The organism is Paenibacillus sp. Mc5Re-14 (assembly GCF_001049835.1).
Taxonomy (GTDB): domain Bacteria; phylum Bacillota; class Bacilli; order Paenibacillales; family Paenibacillaceae; genus Paenibacillus; species Paenibacillus polymyxa_C.
Map to the genome: position 1 here is coordinate 3877995 of NZ_CVPD01000001.1, position 19192 is coordinate 3897186.

Annotated in this window: 15 protein-coding genes; 14 read left to right on the plus strand and 1 reads right to left on the minus strand. The window is 45.8% G+C overall.

Annotation, left to right across the window (positions count from 1 at the left end):
- Positions 1 to 251: 251 nt before the first annotated feature.
- The 7 genes from BN1546_RS17675 (at position 252) to BN1546_RS17705 (ending at position 9207) form a co-directional block, all read left to right on the plus strand.
- Positions 252 to 509 carry a post-transcriptional regulator gene (locus BN1546_RS17675; protein WP_013372642.1) on the plus strand — a complete coding sequence of 86 codons (258 nt, stop codon included), beginning with the start codon at positions 252 to 254 and terminating at the stop codon, positions 507 to 509.
- A 90-nt stretch (positions 510 to 599) separates the two neighbouring features.
- The gene (gene secD, locus BN1546_RS17680) at positions 600 to 1856 is read left to right on the plus strand and encodes a protein translocase subunit SecD (protein ID WP_013372641.1); all 1257 of its coding nucleotides are present in this window, start codon (positions 600 to 602) and stop codon (positions 1854 to 1856) included.
- Entirely contained in the window at positions 1846 to 2760 is a 915-nt protein-coding gene (secF, locus tag BN1546_RS17685; RefSeq protein WP_058830129.1) for a protein translocase subunit SecF, read from the plus strand. Before secD ends, secF begins: the two co-directional genes overlap by 11 nt.
- 199 nt (positions 2761 to 2959) lie before the next feature.
- Complete coding sequence (locus BN1546_RS17690) at positions 2960 to 3916, plus strand: cation diffusion facilitator family transporter (protein ID WP_058830128.1); 957 nt, start codon at positions 2960 to 2962, stop codon at positions 3914 to 3916.
- Positions 3917 to 3949: 33 nt separating this feature from the next.
- A complete protein-coding gene (recJ, locus tag BN1546_RS17695; RefSeq protein WP_090738430.1) occupies positions 3950 to 6346 on the plus strand; it encodes a single-stranded-DNA-specific exonuclease RecJ in 2397 nt (798 codons plus the stop codon).
- A gap of 65 nt (positions 6347 to 6411) precedes the next feature.
- On the plus strand, positions 6412 to 6924 hold the full coding sequence (locus BN1546_RS17700; RefSeq protein WP_013372637.1) for an adenine phosphoribosyltransferase: 513 nt from the start codon (positions 6412 to 6414) through the stop codon (positions 6922 to 6924).
- A gap of 234 nt (positions 6925 to 7158) precedes the next feature.
- Positions 7159 to 9207: a methyl-accepting chemotaxis protein gene (locus tag BN1546_RS17705; RefSeq protein ID WP_090738431.1), complete on the plus strand. Its 2049-nt coding sequence runs from the start codon at positions 7159 to 7161 to the stop codon at positions 9205 to 9207.
- Between the two features lie 137 nt (positions 9208 to 9344).
- Here the strand turns inward: BN1546_RS17705 and uraA are convergent, their stop codons facing one another.
- On the minus strand, positions 9345 to 10655 hold the full coding sequence (uraA, locus tag BN1546_RS17710) for a uracil permease (RefSeq protein WP_058830125.1): 1311 nt from the start codon (positions 10653 to 10655) through the stop codon (positions 9345 to 9347).
- Between the two features lie 269 nt (positions 10656 to 10924).
- Between uraA and BN1546_RS17715 the strand changes: the two genes are divergently transcribed.
- The 7 genes from BN1546_RS17715 (at position 10925) to aspS (ending at position 19055) form a co-directional block, all read left to right on the plus strand.
- On the plus strand, positions 10925 to 13102 hold the full coding sequence (locus tag BN1546_RS17715) for a RelA/SpoT family protein (protein WP_013372634.1): 2178 nt from the start codon (positions 10925 to 10927) through the stop codon (positions 13100 to 13102).
- 136 nt (positions 13103 to 13238) lie between these two features.
- On the plus strand, positions 13239 to 13685 hold the full coding sequence (gene dtd, locus BN1546_RS17720; RefSeq protein ID WP_013372633.1) for a D-aminoacyl-tRNA deacylase: 447 nt from the start codon (positions 13239 to 13241) through the stop codon (positions 13683 to 13685).
- 132 nt (positions 13686 to 13817) lie between these two features.
- Positions 13818 to 13979 carry a hypothetical protein gene (locus BN1546_RS27345; RefSeq protein WP_013372632.1) on the plus strand — a complete coding sequence of 54 codons (162 nt, stop codon included), beginning with the start codon at positions 13818 to 13820 and terminating at the stop codon, positions 13977 to 13979.
- 233 nt (positions 13980 to 14212) lie between these two features.
- The gene (locus BN1546_RS17725; RefSeq protein WP_013372630.1) at positions 14213 to 14719 is read left to right on the plus strand and encodes a type 1 glutamine amidotransferase domain-containing protein; all 507 of its coding nucleotides are present in this window, start codon (positions 14213 to 14215) and stop codon (positions 14717 to 14719) included.
- A gap of 61 nt (positions 14720 to 14780) precedes the next feature.
- Entirely contained in the window at positions 14781 to 15251 is a 471-nt protein-coding gene (locus BN1546_RS17730) for a hypothetical protein (protein ID WP_090738432.1), read from the plus strand.
- A gap of 695 nt (positions 15252 to 15946) precedes the next feature.
- Complete coding sequence (gene hisS / locus BN1546_RS17735) at positions 15947 to 17191, plus strand: histidine--tRNA ligase (protein WP_090738433.1); 1245 nt, start codon at positions 15947 to 15949, stop codon at positions 17189 to 17191.
- A gap of 85 nt (positions 17192 to 17276) precedes the next feature.
- Positions 17277 to 19055, plus strand: coding sequence for an aspartate--tRNA ligase (gene aspS / locus BN1546_RS17740; protein WP_025676154.1), 1779 nt, complete (start codon positions 17277 to 17279; stop codon positions 19053 to 19055).
- The last annotated feature ends 137 nt before the right edge of the window (positions 19056 to 19192 follow it).

Here is a 19192-nt window from a genome sequence, read left to right on the forward strand (position 1 = left end):
ATGCTGGACCTGTCCATGTTCATGACAAGCTTTTCAGTTTAGAAACAAGGTGATCCAGACTACAAGAGGGAGAGTGGTGAATTCTGCTATTGACGAGCGAAATGAATGCATATATTGTTGATTTACGGCTATTTTTCGACGAAAAGAAGGGTTTTCCAAGATCAGGACAGAAATGTTCTATAAAGCAGTCAATAACCCCGCTATTTGCTGATCTGCGGAACCGATAGTCGCTGGGAGGAGGAACGACCATCGTGGGTATGGAAGAGCTGGATGAGCAGGATTGGGATGACGCAATTGAGATACTCTGTCAAAGTAAGGCAGACGAGCTGATTCTCGTAGGCTATGAACATGTCACCAGTAAGGACGTGTGGAATTGCGTCAGCCATAAATATGAAAAGGAGGGTATTCCTCCGCTGCACAAGCTCGTTAACGATATACTTTCCCTTAAAGCGACGAGCTTTATGAACTATTTGACGATGTCCGCATTACGGGGCTCCACTTTCGAATAGAAGGGGGTCTTTTTTTGCGTTCAAATTGACTGCTTTTTGAGGGGTAGCTATAATAGGAATATTGAGAATGAAAGGGGAACATGGGACGGAATGAAGAGAATTCTAAGTTTCATCGTGGTCGTGCTCATAACTACTGGTGTTATGGTCGGGACAAGCCCGGGCCTACTAAAAAGTTTAAAACTAGGCCTCGATTTAAAGGGAGGCTTTGAAATTTTATATGAAGCCCAGCCTTTGGAAGCCGGGCAACGTGTAACCAGCCAGTCTCTGATACAAACAGCACAAAGTCTGGAGAGACGGATTAATGCGCTTGGTACGACTGAGCCGGAAGTAACAACGGAGGGCACTAATCGTATTCGCGTGCGGCTTGCTGGTGTCTCTAATGAGGCAGAAGTCCGCTCCATGCTGAAAAAGCCCGCAGAGTTAACCTTCCGTAGTGCAACGGCAGCAGATGCTAAAAAGCCGGGTCAATACAGCAAAATTGAGCTCCGTGGTAATGATTTTGTGGAGAATGGCGCTGTTGTAGGCTATGACCAACTGAATCAACCTGAGATTAGTATTAAAGTAAAAGACAAAGCCAAATTTGCAGAAATCACAAAGCGACTTATGAATAAAGAGTTGGCTATTTTCCTGGATGATGAATTGCTGTCTGCACCTACAGTCCGTAGTGAATTGACGGATGGCAGTGCTTCGATTACAGGTAGCTACACACGTGATGAAGCGAACAAGCTAGCAGATACGATCAACCTGGGTGCTCTTCCGCTTAAATTGACGGAAAAATATTCTCAGAGTGTAGGAGCTACACTGGGTCAACTGTCACTGGATCAGACGATCCGTGCTGGTTTGATCGGCTCGGTCATCATTCTGATCTTTATGATTGCAATGTTCCGTGTCCCGGGACTGATAGCTAGCTTCTGTCTCATCGTTCATACCTGGCTGGTGCTTGCGATCTTCTATTTGGGCGGCTTCGTGCTTACACTTCCAGGTATTGCTGCATTCGTGCTTGGGATCGGGATGGCAGTCGATGCCAATATCATAACGTATGAACGGATTAAAGAAGAAATCAAGTCAGGCAAAACGATTCGCTCCTCTGTCATTGCAGGCAGTAAGGCCTCGTTCCGTACTGTTATGGATGCCAATATTACGACAATTATAGCGGCAGCCGTCATGTTTGGCCTGGGTACAGGCTCCGTTCGAGGATTCGCTCTCGTGCTCATCGTTGATATTGTCGTCAGTATTTTGACGAATATCTTCTTCTCGCGCTTCTTGCTCAATCTGCTAGTTAAAGCGGATGCTGTGAAGAAGGCCAAGTATTTTGGTGTGAAGGAGAGTGATATCAGTGCGCTTTAATTGGGACTACAAATATGTCAAGATGAGCAAGTGGTTTTATACATTCTCGATTATTGTCACATTGCTTGGTATTTTGAGCTTGTCGATATTCGGTTTGAATTACGGAGTTGACTTTCGTTCCGGTTCCAATGTGGATGTCAATTTGACTAAAGTCGTAACACAGGAGCAAATCCAAGGTTTATTGGACGAGAAGGGAATCGGCAAAGAAGTCGATTACACACCAGGTAAAGAGCGCTTCGGCATTCGTTTTTCACAAGTGTTGACGGATCAGCAAGTGAATGATTTCAAAACCTCTTTTAACAAAGAGCTTGATCCAAAGGCATCATTTGAGGTCAATACGGTGGATACGGAAATGGCGCAAGAGCTGGAGCGAAATGCAATTTGGGCGGTTTTGCTAGCCTCTGTGGCCATTGCTATCTACATTTCGATCCGGTTTGAATGGCGTTTTGCGGTTGCTGCAATTGTTTCGTTGCTGCATGATGCGTTTCTTGTCATCAGTATTTTCTCGATTTTCCGACTTGAGGTCGATTTGACCTTTATTACGGCCATTCTGACGATTGTCGGTTTCTCCATTAACGATACCGTCGTTATTTTTGACCGTATTCGGGAAAACCTGCGATTTGCAAAGAAAAAGTCCAGAGCTGATTTGGAGCAAGTAGTCGATCACAGTATTGCACAAACAATGACGCGTTCACTCGCAACTGTGTTTACAGTGTTTATTGCGTCCGTCTGTCTATTCATATTTGGCGGCGAATCCATTCGGATGTTCTCGCTTGCGATGGTGATCGGTTTGCTGTTCGGTGCTTACTCTTCCATCTTCATTGCCAGCCCGCTGTGGGTAGCTTTGAAGGGGAAACAAAAGACCCCGACAGCTGGTGGAGCAGCCAAAACTGCAAAGTCTTAAGTTACGCAAATACCAGTAGTATAAATTAAAGAGAAAGCCGCGTCTGCTTGGGCGCGGTTTTCTAAGGTTTTAAGATTTACCTTATGCTGTGGCTAATAGTGAAACACCTGATTGTAAAAGGTTTAGTTTTAAGAATTCGGTTATATTGGATTGGAGCTTTATCGGGAAATGGTTAGTTCAGGATTGAGGGGGAAACGTTGTGAATAGCGAACGCAGCCGATCATTAGAAACTGCGGCGTTGAGCGGGATTGTAGGTAATCTCGCGCTGGCTGTTCTAAAGGGAACCGTCGGTTATGCGGCAAACAGCAAGGCGTTGATGGGGGATGCACTGCACACGGCTGCGGATAGTGCTTCCCGTTTGCAGGAACTGCTGTTCTCCAAGGGTGGTACAGATCACGGAGTGCTGGCGCGGTTGCGGAACGGTGAAAAAGTTCGGACGGTCATATCTGTGGTGCTGGCTATTTTAGTGCTGATGAGCGGACTTCAGCTAGGTATTTCCGCCGTTCGTTCATTAAGCAGTTCGGAACCGCAGGCTCCCGGTCTGTATGCTTTAATTACCGTGTTAATTGCCCTGGTGTTGAGAGAAGCGTTATTTCAGTTTCAATATCGCTATTCGATTAAACATGGCCATAAAGCGGAAGCAGATCGGTACGCTAACCATGAACGGTACTCGCTGTATGCATCGCTGATTGCATTGATCGGTATGATCGGTGCAATGACTGGCGAAGCAATGGAATGGCCTGCATTATTGTATCTTGATCCAACTGCAGCTTTGCTGGTAGCCTGTCTGGTGCTGCGTAAAGGATATCTGATGGTGATGAATACCGCTTATCAGGCACCTGCACAGCCCTTGCGGGAGGAAGACTCCCAGCGCTTTATGGAGACGATTCAACGAGTATATGGTATTGTAACGGTTGAACACTTACATGCTCAGGAAACGGGCCATTTCATAACAGTGGATGTAACGATAAGTGTTAACCCGCGGATTACGGTGCAGGAAGCGCAGGAAATTGCCGATCGAGCCAAAAATTTACTGTTAGCCCGTTTTCCACAGGTGACTCATGTACAAATGCAGTTCATTTCTTACCAAGCCGGGTATCCTTATAAATCCAATCATGAACTGCCTGATAATGATGCGTCGTCCTTGCTTCAATAAGGCAGGCCGACTATGAAAGAAAGGTGAATAGGATTGCTTCATTCGCAGTACAGATGGAAGACCCCGGATGTTAACCTGGAAGCGGCTCAGCCGTTAACAGAAGAGCTGGGGATTTCACCATTGTTGTCCCGGCTTTTAGTGAACCGGGGCGTCACTACGGCCGGGGAAGCAAACCGCTTTTTGTACGGAAGTGTGGACGATGTACACGACCCATTTCTGCTTCTTGGCATGAAAGAGGCCGTGCCGAGAATTCGCCAGGCTCTGGAACGCGGCGAGCATATATTAATCTATGGCGATTATGATGCGGACGGCGTATCCAGTACATCATTGATGATTCAGCTTATGCGTTTTCTGAAGGCATCTTATGATATTTATATCCCCCATCGTTCCAATGAGGGATATGGTCTGCACAATCATGCTCTGGACTGGGCACATCAGCAGGGAGTTACGCTGGTCATTACAGTGGATACGGGAATTAGTGCAGTAGAGCAAATTGCTTATGCGACTTCCTTAGGGATCGATGTGATTGTGACTGACCATCATGAACCGCCTGCTGTGCTTCCCGAGGCTTATACTTTGATCAATCCGAAGCTACCGGATTGTCCCTACCCATTTAAAGGTCTTGCAGGCGTTGGTGTTGCCCTGAAGCTAGCTCAGGCGCTGTTGAGTGAAGTACCCGAGGAATGGTTCGAAATCGCTGCTATTGGTACGGTAGCTGATTTGATGCCACTACATGGTGAGAATCGGACGATAGTACGTAGAGGGATTCAATCCATGAGAAACTCCGCATTTCCAGGGATTCGAGCGTTGCTTCATGTAGCGGGCGTGGAGATATCCACAGTGACTTCGGTCAACATCGCATTTGCATTGGCTCCGCGGATTAATGCGAGCGGGCGTCTAGATCATGCGGGTCGAGCGGTTTCTCTGCTGACGACAGAAAAAGAGGAGGAAGCAGATCAACTTGCGCATGCACTGGATCTGCTCAATCGTGAGCGTCAACAAGTGGTCGAACGCATTGTGGAGCAAGCCGAGCAGCAATTAGCATCCAAACTAAATGGAGGCAAGCTTCCATCTGTTATTGTTCTGGCTGGTGAGGGCTGGAATGTTGGTGTCGTCGGAATTGTGGCATCCAAGCTATTGGATCGTTATTATCGTCCGACCATTATTCTGGGCATAGATACGGAGACAGGCATGTGCAAAGGCTCTGCTCGTTCTATTCCTGCATTGGATATTTATAGTGCTCTTACAGATTGTCATGAGCTTATGGAGCATTTTGGTGGACATCCTTCGGCAGCGGGGATGACGCTGTCCCGTGACCATCTGGAATTATTCGAAGAGCGGCTAAACCGCTATGCAGGTTCCATTCTGACACCGGAAGATTTTATCCCTATAGCTGAGGCCGATATGGTCTGCCGTCTGGATGAGATATCTTTACAAGTGGTTGAAGAACTGGAATTGCTCCAGCCTTTTGGGATGGGAAATCCTTCTCCACGATTCGTATTACAGGGACTTCAATTACGTGAAGCTCGGAAAATGGGACGTGAGAAAAACCATGTGAAGCTATTGCTGGAGCAGAACGGTTTATCGCTGGATGCGATTGCCTTCCGACGTGGCGATTTGGCTGATTTTTTGCAGCAGCAAACGGACATAGATCTGTTGGGCGAATTATCAATTAACGAGTGGAACGGTAAACGTTCACTCCAGCTGATGATGCAGGATATTCGTGTACAGGCTCCGCAAATATTTGATTATCGTGGAGTATCGGATCCTCTTGCCGAACTGGAGCGAGGGCTGAGGATCTTCCATCCAAGCTTAGAGGAAAGAAAGAATAATGTTGCGGTGTTGATCCATCCGTCATCCATGCTTCGGCCATCGAGCTCCGTGAGCGCTGAATCCTTATGGCTATACGATAAAGATGGCAGCATTACTCCCAGTGAGGGTCAAAAAGATACACAGCACTTTGTGAAGTCGCTATTCGTACTGGAGCCGCCAGATACACCCGAGCAGTTTCATGCCTTATGGTCTACCTTTGAGAATGTGGAGAATGTATTTCTTCTTCATTCGATCAGTGAGCGTGGCGGCCGGCTCGTAAGCCCCGATAGGGAGCTGTTTAAGCGTATTTACATTGTGCTTTCCCGAATGGGAACACAGCTAATTGACGAAAAGGCAATGCTACCTGCTCTTAGCCGGCAGTGCTCCTGTTCAGTACGCATGTTATCCAAAGTACTGGATATCTTCGAGGATCTTGAGTTTTTGACGCGTACAGATGGTCAATTTCGGTTTGTATCCAATCCGCCCAAGCGGGATTTAACTGCTTCTCCGCGCTATCAGGAATTGTATAATATGGCTGAGATGGAGCGGTACTTATTGGATGCAGACACCACCCAGATGACGAGTTGGATCATGTCGCTTATGAAGGGTGCGTCTTGAGATACTACCTTGCAGTTTTGTAAAATGTATATACTAATTAGAAGTTTACAGTAGGAGGAACTAAGTTGGACTACAAAGAATATATTCGGGTGATTTCCGATTTTCCACAACCAGGGATTAGTTTTAAGGACATTACGACCCTAATGAAAAATGGTGAACTGTATCGTAAGGCAATCAACGATATGAAGGAACTGGTATCTGATTTAAAAATTGATTTGATTGCAGGTCCGGAAGCACGTGGATTCGTTGTCGGTGCACCTCTGGCTTATGCGCTTGGTGTTGGTTTTATTCCCATCCGTAAGAGTGGTAAGTTGCCTGGAGAAACCATTGAGGAAGCATACGGTTTGGAATATGGTAAGGATACTCTGGCTATGCATAAGGATGCGATTGAGCCGGGGCAAAATGTTCTGATTGCTGATGATCTGCTTGCTACAGGTGGAACCATCGCTACATCCGTTAACTTGGTACGCCAACTTGGTGGCAATGTGGCAGGGGCTGCTTTTCTTATCGAGCTGTCCGATCTCAACGGACGGGCAAAGCTGCCTGACGTAGACGTATTCACCTTAATTAAGTATTAAGTATTTCGAAACCGGGGTTTCCCGGGAAATATTTATGTATGATGATTTGCCTAAATAGTCCGATGGAACATCTCTTTTCTCTAAAGAGTTGCTCCATCGGACTATTTTGATTAGCAGTAATTATATTGAATTTCCTTATTGTCACGAATTACCACGGTTTTTATTGGAAAAAAGTTATAAAAAAATAAAATAAATGTCGATAAAGATTAAAAAAGAAATAGAGGTGGATATATATTGGGTATATTTCAATTTAAGAGTTTACAAGCACGAACATTTTCTACCTTGGTTCCGCTAGTACTTATAACACTGATTTTAATCAGTTTTTTGTCTTATTTTTTTGCCAAGCAGAAGCTGGATACGGAAATAAGCCAAAATGCTGCTCATTCCTTGTCGAGGGTTAAAGCAGATATTGCAGCTAACGTAGATCGTCATGCTTTACTTGTTTCGATGCTGACTAAGAGTGCGGAACAAGTGGGAACAGAAATGAACATTGAAGATTATGGACGACTCTTTGAACAAGAGCTGACATTAAATGATATGACTTACGGGTTAGGGATTTATTTTGCTAAAGATGCGTATGATCCAGGAGTGACATACCGTTCAATATATGTGCATAGAGATGGCGAGCTAGTCAAGCAATCGACTGAATATGACGATCCACAATATGACTATTTAACGCAGCCTTGGTATACAGAAGCCGTGGAACGTGGTAAAGATATAAATTTCACAGAGCCATTTTACGATAGTAAGCTGAAAATCAATATGATTACTGCGGGGAAAGCATTTTATAACAGAGAGGGAAAACTGTTAGGTATCATTACAGGCGACCTAAACATGACGAATATCCAAACGTATATTGAAAAAATGAAGTTTGGTACTCAAGGTAGTGCGATCTTGATGGATAAGAACGGAGCTATTCTGTCATCCGGTCTCCCGTCCTTAAAATCTGGCGAGTCGTTAACAAATACGATAAATGCGGAAGCAGCACAAGCTATTCAAAAAGGTACATCTGGACAAGTCTCCGTAGCTATTGATCAAGAGAATTATCGGGTAATGTATGAAACGCTACCACAAACCGGATGGAAAATCGGCGTATTACTGCCAGAATCAGATTTGAATCGCTCTGCGAATGAAATGCTTAAACTGTTATTAATTGTTATTGTTATAGGCATTTTGCTAATTATGGGAGCGTTATTGATTAATAATTCAGGTATGATCAAAGAGATTAAAAAAATTAGGCAGATGACCAACCGTATGGCTCTTGGGGATTATACCGTTGAACTACCCCATCATCGTAAAGATGAGTTTGGCCAAATGGCTGATGGGATCAATAAGGTGATTGTTGCAACCAGAGGAATGGCATTGCGCTTGAGCGAAGAGTCAGATGTGATCTCAGGCGTATCTTCAAAAATATCCCAAGAGATTTCTGGAGCTACTAAAGATGCGCAGCATAATGCAGGAGAACTGGCACAGGTGAAGGAAGGAGCCGAGCTTCAGTTGACCGCAGCAGCGGAAAGTGCGACTGCGATGGAAGAAATGGCTGTTGGCATACAGCGTATTGCTGAATCTATACAGCATGTATCCGAGGCTACCACTGAGATTGAACATAAAGCACAACAAGGGAATGAACGGTTGAACGTGGTCAGCCAAGGAATGCATAAAGCGAAAATGTCTATGGATGAGGCAGGCAGAGTAGTAAGCTCGTTAAATGAGCGGTCCGCCCAAATTGGCAGTATTATTGGAATGATTCAGGAAATTAGTGGGCAGACCAAGTTGTTGTCGTTGAATGCTTCCATTGAAGCCGCACGTGCTGGGGAGCATGGCCGAGGGTTCGCTGTGGTGGCTTCTGAAATCGGCAAGCTGGCTGTTAACGTAAGCGAGTCTGCTGAGCAAATTACGAGTCGAATCCGAACCATGCAGGAAGAAACCAAATTAGCTTTGGAAGGAATGCAACAGGGGACTCTGGAAATGGATGAAGGAGTATCTATTTTACGTGAGGTGGAAGAACGTTTTATAGCGATGAATCAGGATATTCAGCAGGTGGCAATAGAGGTGCAGGAAGTTTCATCTGCCTCTGAAGAAATGTCGGCAGGCTCAGAAGAAGTTGCAGCTTCTATTGGTTATCTTGCAGACATTGCAAAAGCTTCAGCTGTACGTGCAGGGCAAGCCTCGGAACGCTCTGAACGGCAGCTAAAGGATCTGGAAGGTCTGGACAGCTCCGCCAAGTCGCTTACAGGTGTCTCTGATACGCTTAATCAGGTCGTATCCCGTTTTCGTGTGTGATATCTTCTTTTAAAATAAAAGCCGTGCATAAAAAGACGCCGTTCCATGTAAGAGGATACTTACACGCTTGTCTAGAAGTCTGAGCGTGTTGATCCATAACTAACATGGAGCGGCGTTTTAAAATTGAAAAACAGATATCAATCTGGTGTTTTTTCAGTTAAAGGTTCCTGCGTTTTATCGTTCGACCAGCCGAGCACATCAACCAGCTTGAAGAACAAACTCAGGATAATACCGATGATTGTCGCCAATGCCATACCTTTCAAGGTGACAGCACCCCAAGTGAGCGTAGTACCACTGATTCCCACAACAAGCACGATAGTAGCGAGCAGCATGTTGGTTGGCTTGGCGAAATCAACTTTTTGCTCAACGAAGATTCTAAGACCAGAGGCAGCGATCACACCGAATAATAGTAAGGATACGCCACCCATAACTGGAGATGGAATATTAGAAACAATCGCTGAGAACGTACCCGAGAAAGACAACAGGATGGCAATAACAGCCGCTCCGCCAATAACCCATACAGAGTACACTTTAGTTAATGCCATAACACCGATATTTTCACCATAAGTCGTATTAGGTGTAGAACCTACAAAACCGGAAATGACAGTAGAAATCCCGTTACCCAGCAGAGAGCGATGGAGACCAGGATCTTTGGACAGCTCACGTCCGACGATGTTGCTAGTCACGAGCAAGTGACCAATGTGCTCTACAATGACGACCAGAGCAACTGGAAGAATCGTTAGCATAGCCGAGGCATTAAAGGTTGGAGTGGTAATTGCGGGATGGGCAAACAAAGGAGCGTCCGCAATAGCCTGTGTATTGACCATGCCCATGAAATAAGCAAGCACATAGCCCACCACGATACCGATTAGAATATGAATGATTTTGGCAAACCCGCGAAACAACACCGCACCCAGAACAGTAACACCGAGCGTAACGAGGGAAAGGGTGATCGTTTTGGGATCTGGCATCCAGGCTTTAGTAGGATCGGCATTAATAATGCCTGCCATGCCTGCAGCAACCGGAACTAGTTCCAGACCAATTAAGGCTACGATTGATCCCATGACAGCCGGTGGAAAAACGATATCCAGCCAACGTGTCCCGGCATACTTGATTACCAGTGCGACGAGACAGAAAATAATACCTGTAGCGATGAAAGCACCCAGGGCCATTGCATAGCCACTGCTGCCAGGATTACTTTTAAGCACAAGACTGACGGGAGCGATAAAAGCGAAGCTGGAGCCGAGATAGGCAGGAATTTTGCCACGGCAGATCCATATGTACAACAATGTTCCGATACCGTTCATGAGCAAAATCATGCCGGGATCGACGCCGAAAATATTGGGCACCAGCACGGTGCTGCCAAACATGGCAAACAAATGCTGTACGCTGAGCAGGATCCCAGGTCCTGCTGGAAGCTTTTCATTAACTTGAATTTCGCGTTGCAACGCAGTTCACTCCTTAGTTCTTTCAATTATTCTTATATACATTAATTACTTTTCGTAATTTTTTCAATATAATTCGTTTCATTTCGACAACAATTCTGATTTTACTTATCCATGTGTGACAAAATAATGCGACAGTGCCAAACCTGTAATAGTTGACGTGTGGCGTGCTAAGCGTCATAATTGTAGGAAATCACTTTTAAAAGGGAACCTTTGCGCGACATTGATCGGCGGGTTCCATTTTGCATAGAAAGGACACGGAATAGAGCAGAATGGGGATAGAGCAATTACTTAAAAAGGCCGGGGCCTATACCAGAGAAGCAGATCTTATCCGCATCAGGGACGCCTATGATTTTGCCGAGCAGGCCCATTCCGGCCAGACTCGTAAGTCCGGTGAACCTTATATTCTGCATCCGCTTGCGGTTGCTGATATCGTCGTTAATATGCAGATGGATACCATCTCCATTATCGCCGCTCTTTTACATGACGTTGTGGAGGATACGACGGTGTCTTTGGCGCAGATTCGCGAGCATTTTGGCGATACATGTGCGATGCTTGTTGATGGTCTGACGAAGCTGGAGCGTATCCAGTTCCGTTCCAAGGAAGAACAGCAGAACGAAAATTATCGAAAAATGTTTATTGCCATGGCGCAGGACATTCGTGTCATCGTCATTAAGCTGGCAGATCGTCTGCACAACATGCGTACTCTGAAATATCAATCGGAAGAAAGCCAGCGTCGAATCGCTTATGAAACGTTGGAAATTTTCTGTCCGGTTGCAAACCGATTGGGTATTTCAGCGATTAAATGGGAAATGGAAGACATTGCTTTGCGCTATCTGAATCCTCAGCAGTATTACCGCATCGCTAATTTGATGCATAAGAAGCGGGCAGAGCGCGAGCAATTTATTGATAATGTCATACAGCGTATCAGAGAGAAGCTTGAAGAGATGGGTATTCAGGCTGATTTGTCTGGACGTCCTAAACATATTTACAGTGTGTTTAAAAAGATGACGACGAAAAACAAGCAATTCAATGAAATATACGATTTGCTGGCGATTCGAATTATTGTGGATAACATTAAAGATTGTTATGCCACACTGGGGATTATCCATACGTTGTGGAAACCGATGCCAGGGCGGTTTAAGGATTATATCGCCATGCCTAAGGCTAATATGTATCAGTCCCTCCATACGACCGTAGTAGGTCCTAATGGAGAGCCTACAGAAGTACAAATTCGCACAGTGGATATGCATCGCACTGCTGAATTCGGGATTGCCGCCCACTGGGCCTATAAAGAAAACAACGGGGCAAATAACACAAACTTTGAGGACAAAATCACCTTTTTCCGAGAAATTCTGGAGTTGCAAAACGAGGCGAAGGATGCTTCGGAATTTGTGGAATCACTCAAAATGGACTTTTTCTCAGACCTTGTGTTTGTCTTTACACCTAAGGGAGAAGTCATTGAGTTGCCGGCTGGATCGGTTCCGCTGGACTTTGCTTTCCGTATCCATACCGAAGTTGGAAATCGAACGATTGGCTCTAAGGTTAATGGAAGAATTGTTCCTTTGGATTATCGTCTAAAAACTGGCGATATCGTGGAAATTATGACGTCCAAGCACTCTTATGGACCTAGTCAGGACTGGCTTAAAATTGCTCAGTCCTCTCACGCGCGCAGTAAAATCAAGCAATGGTTCAAGAAAGAAAAGCGTGAGGAAAATGTAGAAAAAGGCCGCGAAAGCCTGGAACGTGAGCTAAGAAAGCGTGATATTGAGCCATCCGTGTGGATGAGCGAGGACAAACTTCAGGATGTGGCACAAAAGTTCTCTTTTAATGATTCTGAAGATATGCTGTCTGCGATTGGCTTTGGCGGTATAACCGCAGCGCAGGTTTGTACACGTCTGACAGAGAAGCTGCGCAAGGAACAAGAAGAGGCACGGCTAATTGAACTGACGACCGAGGTCAAGGAGTACAAACCGCAGGGCGAACGGAAAAAAACACCGACCAACGGTGTCAGCGTCAGAGGCGTCGACAATTTGCTCGTTCGCTTTGCACGATGTTGTAATCCCGTACCGGGTGATGACATCATCGGCTACGTAACACGCGGGCGCGGTGTATCTGTGCACCGTACCGATTGCCCGAATATTCCTTCGGGTGTGGGCGAAGATCAGGCGCGCGTGATTGAAGTTGAGTGGGAAGAAGCAGCTGAGGTCAATTATAGCGTCGATATTGAGATTACAGGACATGACCGCAATGGTTTGCTGAACGAGGTGCTCCAGGCCATTTCTGAGAACAAAACTAGCTTCTCGGCCGTGACAGGACGTACAGATAAAAATAAAATGGCAATGATTCACATTACAATTCTTATTCGTAACACGGATCATTTGCATTCTGTTGTCGAACGGATCAAACGGGTGAAGGATGTATACACCGTGCATCGGATTATGCAATAAATTTGTTAGGTGTACACACAGGTTTGTATAGCCTTTGTAATACATCTTGGGCACAAGGCTCATAGATGGCTGTAAAAGCCGTGATACGGCTGTGAGCAACTTTTAAGGGGAAAAGTAAAGGAGTAGCGGATAGGCGATGAAGATCATTATTCAGCGCTGTAAAGACGCTCAGGTAACGGTGAATCAAAAGGTGGTCGGCAAAATCGGAACTGGATTAATGCTGCTGGTTGGTATTGGTCAGGGAGATACGGCAGCCGATGCCGTTTATTTGGCGGATAAAACAGCGGGATTGCGTATATTTGAAGATGCTGAAGGCAAAATGAACGACAGTGTTCTGGATGTCGGCGGGGCCATTCTGTCTGTCTCCCAATTTACGCTGTATGGTGACTGCCGTAAAGGAAGAAGGCCCAACTTTATGGGAGCGGCCAAACCTGAGGAAGCGGAGAAACTGTATGATTTCTTCAACAGTCAGCTTCGAGCCAAGGGCCTGGAGGTCGAGACCGGAATTTTTGGAGCTATGATGGATGTTTCCTTGACCAACTGGGGTCCAGTGACGTTGATTTTGGATAGCGAGCGTTCTTAGGTATCCATTCTTGGTATGATCTGAGAACTTGAGCAGAAGAGAATAAAATAGCCGTTTAGAGGGACCCTAATGTCATCCCGGTTGGTGAGTAGCCATCTGGAAAGCCTTAAGGGTGACAGGAGAGACGAAGCTATGCGTCAGACCCCAAAAATGGACGGATATCGAAGCGCGGTGTTGCTTTATCCTGGGAGTATGCGAGAGGCAATCAGCCTTACCCGTAATGCAGATGCGTTATTACAGCATGTTGCTACAGCTATGGACAAGCCAGGACGCGGTGCCCTGCCACGAAGGTAACAACGGGAATTCATTGGTAAAGCATTAAAGACGTGTTGCCTAAAGCGGCTATTAAGAGATCTAAAATAATTATGTAGCAGTAAATCAGGGAGGAGCCAATGGCTCCTTTTTCTTTTTCACTGCTGAAAATTGTTATAAACACAGATCGAGCGGGTAATAACAAAGCGTGATAGACAAACAACCCTAACTTTAAACTCGCTCTGAGGATAACCGGAAAGGAGATCTGAACGATAATGAGTAAAATTGCATTTTTGTTGGCTGACCAATTTGAGGATTCTGAAATGAAGGTCCCCTATGATGAGCTGAAAAAGGCTGGACATGAGGCAGATATTATTGGACTGAAGCAAGGTGAAAAAGTGAACGGTAAGCAAGGAAAAGCAAGCTACACTATTGAAAAAGCCATTGCAGATGTGAAATCAAGTGACTATGATGCAGTTGTTATTCCTGGTGGATCATCTCCGGAAAATCTGCGTTTGGATGCAAATGTTCTGAAGTTTGTAACTGAAATGAATGAGTCCAAAAAAACGATTGGCGCTATCTGCCACGGGCCGCAGATTTTGGCTAGTGCCGATTTGCTACAAGGCCGGACGATTACAGCTTATCCTCCATTGAAAGATGACTTGATTAATGCAGGTGCTCATTTTGAGGATCGAGAGGCGGTCGTGGACGGTAACTTTATTACGTCTCGGACTCCTAAGGATGAGCCAGCCTTTGTGCGTGAGTTGTTAAAGGCATTGTAATTTGACCGTGAATACTCTGTAGATTTATGCCAGGACAATTCCCAAACGAGGAGGATTTGATATGGCTAAACAGATTCAGGCTTATTTTCGCACAGAAGATGAAGCAGAGGGCGCCAGAGCTTCGCTTCAGGCTTATAGAACTGAACATTTGGAAGTAGGTGCTCTGGATGAGGCGCTCGGTCGCGAGACGAGGGTTTTAATTCCGTTGGTTCCCTATAACAATACTGGCTCTGTGAGCACAGGAGGCTCTGCTGGTGCGGTAATTCCAGCCGCAGGGGCTTATGGCGAAAATATTCTACCAGATGCAAAGAATGACGAGGTTAACTATGGCTCAGCCCAAAGGGATCTGAATGAGGATCGGAGCGGAACAACGAATCATGACGGAGGTTTGCTCCGTGCGACAGATGTGTATATTAACGGTGATCATGATGAATTACGGTATGTATTGTCCGCCAAGGTAAATGATGCCGATTATGATGAGATCATTTATAAGCTCCGTTCCAATCGTGCATATGTGGCGCAGCTGGATTAAAAAGGGAGCGAGTGTCACAAGATTGTCGATACACGAGGAAATTAGTCACACTAGAGTGGCTGTAATACAATTGTAATATTCGAAACATCATTCCTTAATATTCGTTGTTTATAATAACAGCATGACCCCCTTTTGATATATCTTTTAGACCTGCGGACCGTTTCCGCAGGTTATTTTCTTTTTATAAGACTTAATATTTGTCTGATTCTAGGGGGAATGTCTTGACTTTGTCGAAGCAGTTCATTAAAATCATAAAATAATGAAAAATGATTTGATGACGGGACCAAGTACTCCGAACCCACAAGCGCAGAGAGGAATTTCCAGGCTGTAAAAATTCCCTTGATGAGCGGACGAATGACCTCCCCGAGAACAGGCGGCGAACAATGAGGAATCTTTGCTGAGTAATGCATGGCATATGCCAAACACAGCAGACCATCCTGCATAATAGCCGTACTGCGCGTTACGGGCGTTATACGTATGAGCGGAGTCAGTGCAATGCTGACGGACACTGAGTCATTTTTATGACAGTGGTCTGGGTAAACTCCGAAATGTGGGTGGTACCACGGGTGATTTGTAAACGACAATCCCTCGTCCCTGTTAATAATAACAGGGCGAGGGATTTTTTGTTTTATATTGAAAAGTGGAGTAAGTAGAGAGCGCACAAATAAGAAATATAATGACGGGGGGATACGTAAATGGCCTTTCAAAAACCGACGGGAACACAGGATTTGCTGCCAGGCAGTGTAGAAAAATGGCAAGTGGTCGAGGAAAAAGCCCGCGAAATTAGCCGCCGCTTTAATTATCGTGAGATCCGTACACCGATGTTTGAACAAACGAATTTGTTCGTTCGGGGTGTGGGTGAAACGACCGATGTGGTGGAAAAGGAAATGTACACTTTTGAGGATAAAGGAAAGCGCAGCATGACTTTGCGTCCAGAAGGAACAGCAGGGGTTGTCCGCTCTTATGTGGAGAACAAACTGTATGGTGAGCCGGATGTGACCAAACTGTATTACATTGGCCCAATGTTCCGGTATGAGCGTCCACAGGCTGGGCGTCAGCGCCAGTTTCATCAATTTGGCATTGAAGCATTCGGGGCGCTGGACCCGGCGCTGGATGCAGAAGTTATTGCTTTCGGGTATCAATTCTGCCGAGAGCTGGGCTTAAAAGGAGTACAGGTAGAAATTAACTCCGTTGGTAATGCTGCCAGCCGTGCTGCTTATCGACAGCATTTGGTGGACTTCCTGATGCCAATTAAGGATATGTTGACCAAGGAGAGCCAAGCGCGCATCGAGCGTAATCCATTGCGAGTACTGGATAGTAAAGACGATCAAGACAAATTTGGCGGGGCACCTTCGATTTTGGATAGTTTGGATGAGGAATCCAGCACTCACTTTGAGAAAGTGAAGCAAAATTTGGATGCGATGGGCGTGGAATATACAGTGAACCCGCGCTTGGTACGGGGGCTGGATTATTATACGCTGACAGCATTCGAGTTCAAAGCCGAAGGAATTGGTGCTATTGACACGATTGGTGGAGGAGGCCGATACAACGGATTGGTTGGAGATCTGGGCGGACCGGATCAGCCGGGCATTGGTTTTGGTATTGGGCTTGAGCGAATTCAGCTGATTTTGGAGCATCAGGGTGTCAAATTGAACGAAGCCAAGCCATTGGATATCTATATGGTGGCGTTGGGTGAGGCGGCAGAAACGGAAGTGACCAAACAACTGTTCAAGTTGCGTCAAGCTGGATTTTCCGCAGAGCGAGATTATCTGGGGCGTAAAATGAAGGCGCAGATGAAATCAGCAGATCGTTTTAAAGCAAGATATACAGCGATTTTGGGTGACGATGAGCTGGTTAAAGGTGAAATTGCACTGAAAAACATGGAAACCGGCGAGCAGCGTACCGTTAAGTTGGATCAGTTGGTGGAAGAATTAGGATAAATAACATGAGTAACATCAGTCAGGGGGAGTTTCCCTCTGGCTGTCCATATAGCATTAACTACTAAACCTAACAGGAGTGTGTATTATGAAAAGGAGTCATCAATGCGGCGCATTGACTCATGCGCATATCGGAGAAACAGTTACATTGAACGGTTGGGTACAGACCCGTCGTGACTTAGGGGGCGTACTTTTTATAGACCTGCGTGACCGTAGCGGAATTGTACAAATCGTGTTTAATCCGGCCTATTCCGGTGACGCACTGCAAATTGCGGACCGTGTTCGCAGTGAATATGTGCTAGAGGTTACTGGTACCGTTGTTAAACGTGATGCAGAAACGATCAATTCGAACTTGCCTACAGGTGAAATTGAAGTGCGTGTCACAGAAATCGAAGTATTGAATGCATCCAAAACACCTCCGTTCTTCATTGAAGATGGCGTAGAAGTTGACGAGTCGCTGCGTTTGAAATACCGTTATCTGGACCTGCGTCGTCCGGAAATGCATCAGACTTTGAAACTGCGTTCCAAAGCAGCAAAAGTATTCCGCGACTTCCTGGACGGTGAAGATTTCATTGAAGTGGAAACACCGATTTTGACGAAAAGCTCCCCAGAGGGCGCACGTGACTATCTGGTGCCTAGCCGAGTGCATGAAGGCGAATTTTTTGCCTTGCCGCAATCGCCACAATTGTACAAGCAATTGCTGATGGTGGGCGGCCTGGAGCGCTACTACCAAGTTGCACGTTGTTTCCGTGATGAAGATTTGCGTGCTGACCGCCAGCCTGAATTTACGCAGATCGACATTGAGACTTCCTTCATGCAACAGGATGACTTGCTGCCTATGATGGAGCGTCTGATGGTGAAATTGTTCAAAGAAACAGTTGGGGTAGAACTGGAAACACCGTTCCAACGAATTACACATGCAGAGGCAATGGACAAGTATGGTTCTGACAAGCCTGACCTGCGTTTTGGTCTTGAGCTGGTAAATGTTAATGATATCGTGGCAACCAGTGGTGTGAAAGTATTTGCTTCCGTCATTGAAAAGGGTGGCGAAGTTAAAGTCCTTAATGCCAAAGGATGTGGCACGTGGAGCCGTAAGGACATTGATGACCTGGGTCCTTTCGCAGCACGTTATGGAGCAAAGGGCTTGGCTTGGATCCAAGTGAAAGAAGGCGAATTCAAGGGGCCTATCGTTAAATTCTTCACACCAGAAGAAATCGAAGCCTTGAAAGAACGTACGGGAGCCGAAGAAGGCGATCTGTTGCTGTTCTCTGCGGATAATAAAAAAGTAGTTGCTGATGTTTTGGGCGCGCTTCGTCTGAAAATTGGCCGTCATTTGGGGCTCATCGACGATAACAAATTCAAATTTGCCTGGGTCGTAGACTTCCCGCTTCTGGGCTATGACGAAGAACAAAAACGTTATGTAGCGGAGCACCATCCGTTCACTCGTCCGAAGGAAGAAGACCTGGCCCTCTTGGACACAGATCCAGGTCAAGTTCGTGCTCAGGCTTACGACATCGTGCTGAACGGCTACGAAGTGGGTGGTGGCTCGATGCGTATTTTCAAACGTGAAGTTCAGGAGAAAATGTTCAAAGCACTCAACCTGCCGCCTGAAGAAGTGAAGGATAAATTCGGTTACTTGCTGGATGCATTCGAATATGGTACGCCTCCACATGGTGGTATTGCCTTCGGTTTTGACCGTCTTGTCATGCTGCTTGCAGGTCGTACAAATCTGCGTGAAACCATTGCATTCCCGAAAACAGCCAGCGCGACAGACCTGCTTATGGATGCACCAGCCGAAGTGGATCAAGCTCAATTGGATCAGCTTCATATTCGTCTTGCTCCGAAGCCTGTTGCGCCTAAAGCTTAAGACAAACGTTGGATTTTGCAAATTGCCATCTGTGGCATGTAAATAGATTATAGAATGCCGTGAACCCGTTACCCTTTTATGGATAATGGGTTCGTGGTTTGTATGCTGGAGTTCCAGCATAGAGTTTAAACCAGTGA

Coding starts and splice junctions, on each gene's coding strand:
- aspS (WP_025676154.1), top strand. CDS start 17,277: ATGAAAAGGAGTCATCAATGCGGCGCATTGACTCATGCGCATATCGGA.
- secD (WP_013372641.1), top strand. CDS start 600: ATGAAGAGAATTCTAAGTTTCATCGTGGTCGTGCTCATAACTACTGGT.
- BN1546_RS17715 (WP_013372634.1), top strand. CDS start 10,925: ATGGGGATAGAGCAATTACTTAAAAAGGCCGGGGCCTATACCAGAGAA.
- BN1546_RS17730 (WP_090738432.1), top strand. CDS start 14,781: ATGGCTAAACAGATTCAGGCTTATTTTCGCACAGAAGATGAAGCAGAG.
- BN1546_RS27345 (WP_013372632.1), top strand. CDS start 13,818: ATGCGTCAGACCCCAAAAATGGACGGATATCGAAGCGCGGTGTTGCTT.
- dtd (WP_013372633.1), top strand. CDS start 13,239: ATGAAGATCATTATTCAGCGCTGTAAAGACGCTCAGGTAACGGTGAAT.
- BN1546_RS17725 (WP_013372630.1), top strand. CDS start 14,213: ATGAGTAAAATTGCATTTTTGTTGGCTGACCAATTTGAGGATTCTGAA.
- hisS (WP_090738433.1), top strand. CDS start 15,947: ATGGCCTTTCAAAAACCGACGGGAACACAGGATTTGCTGCCAGGCAGT.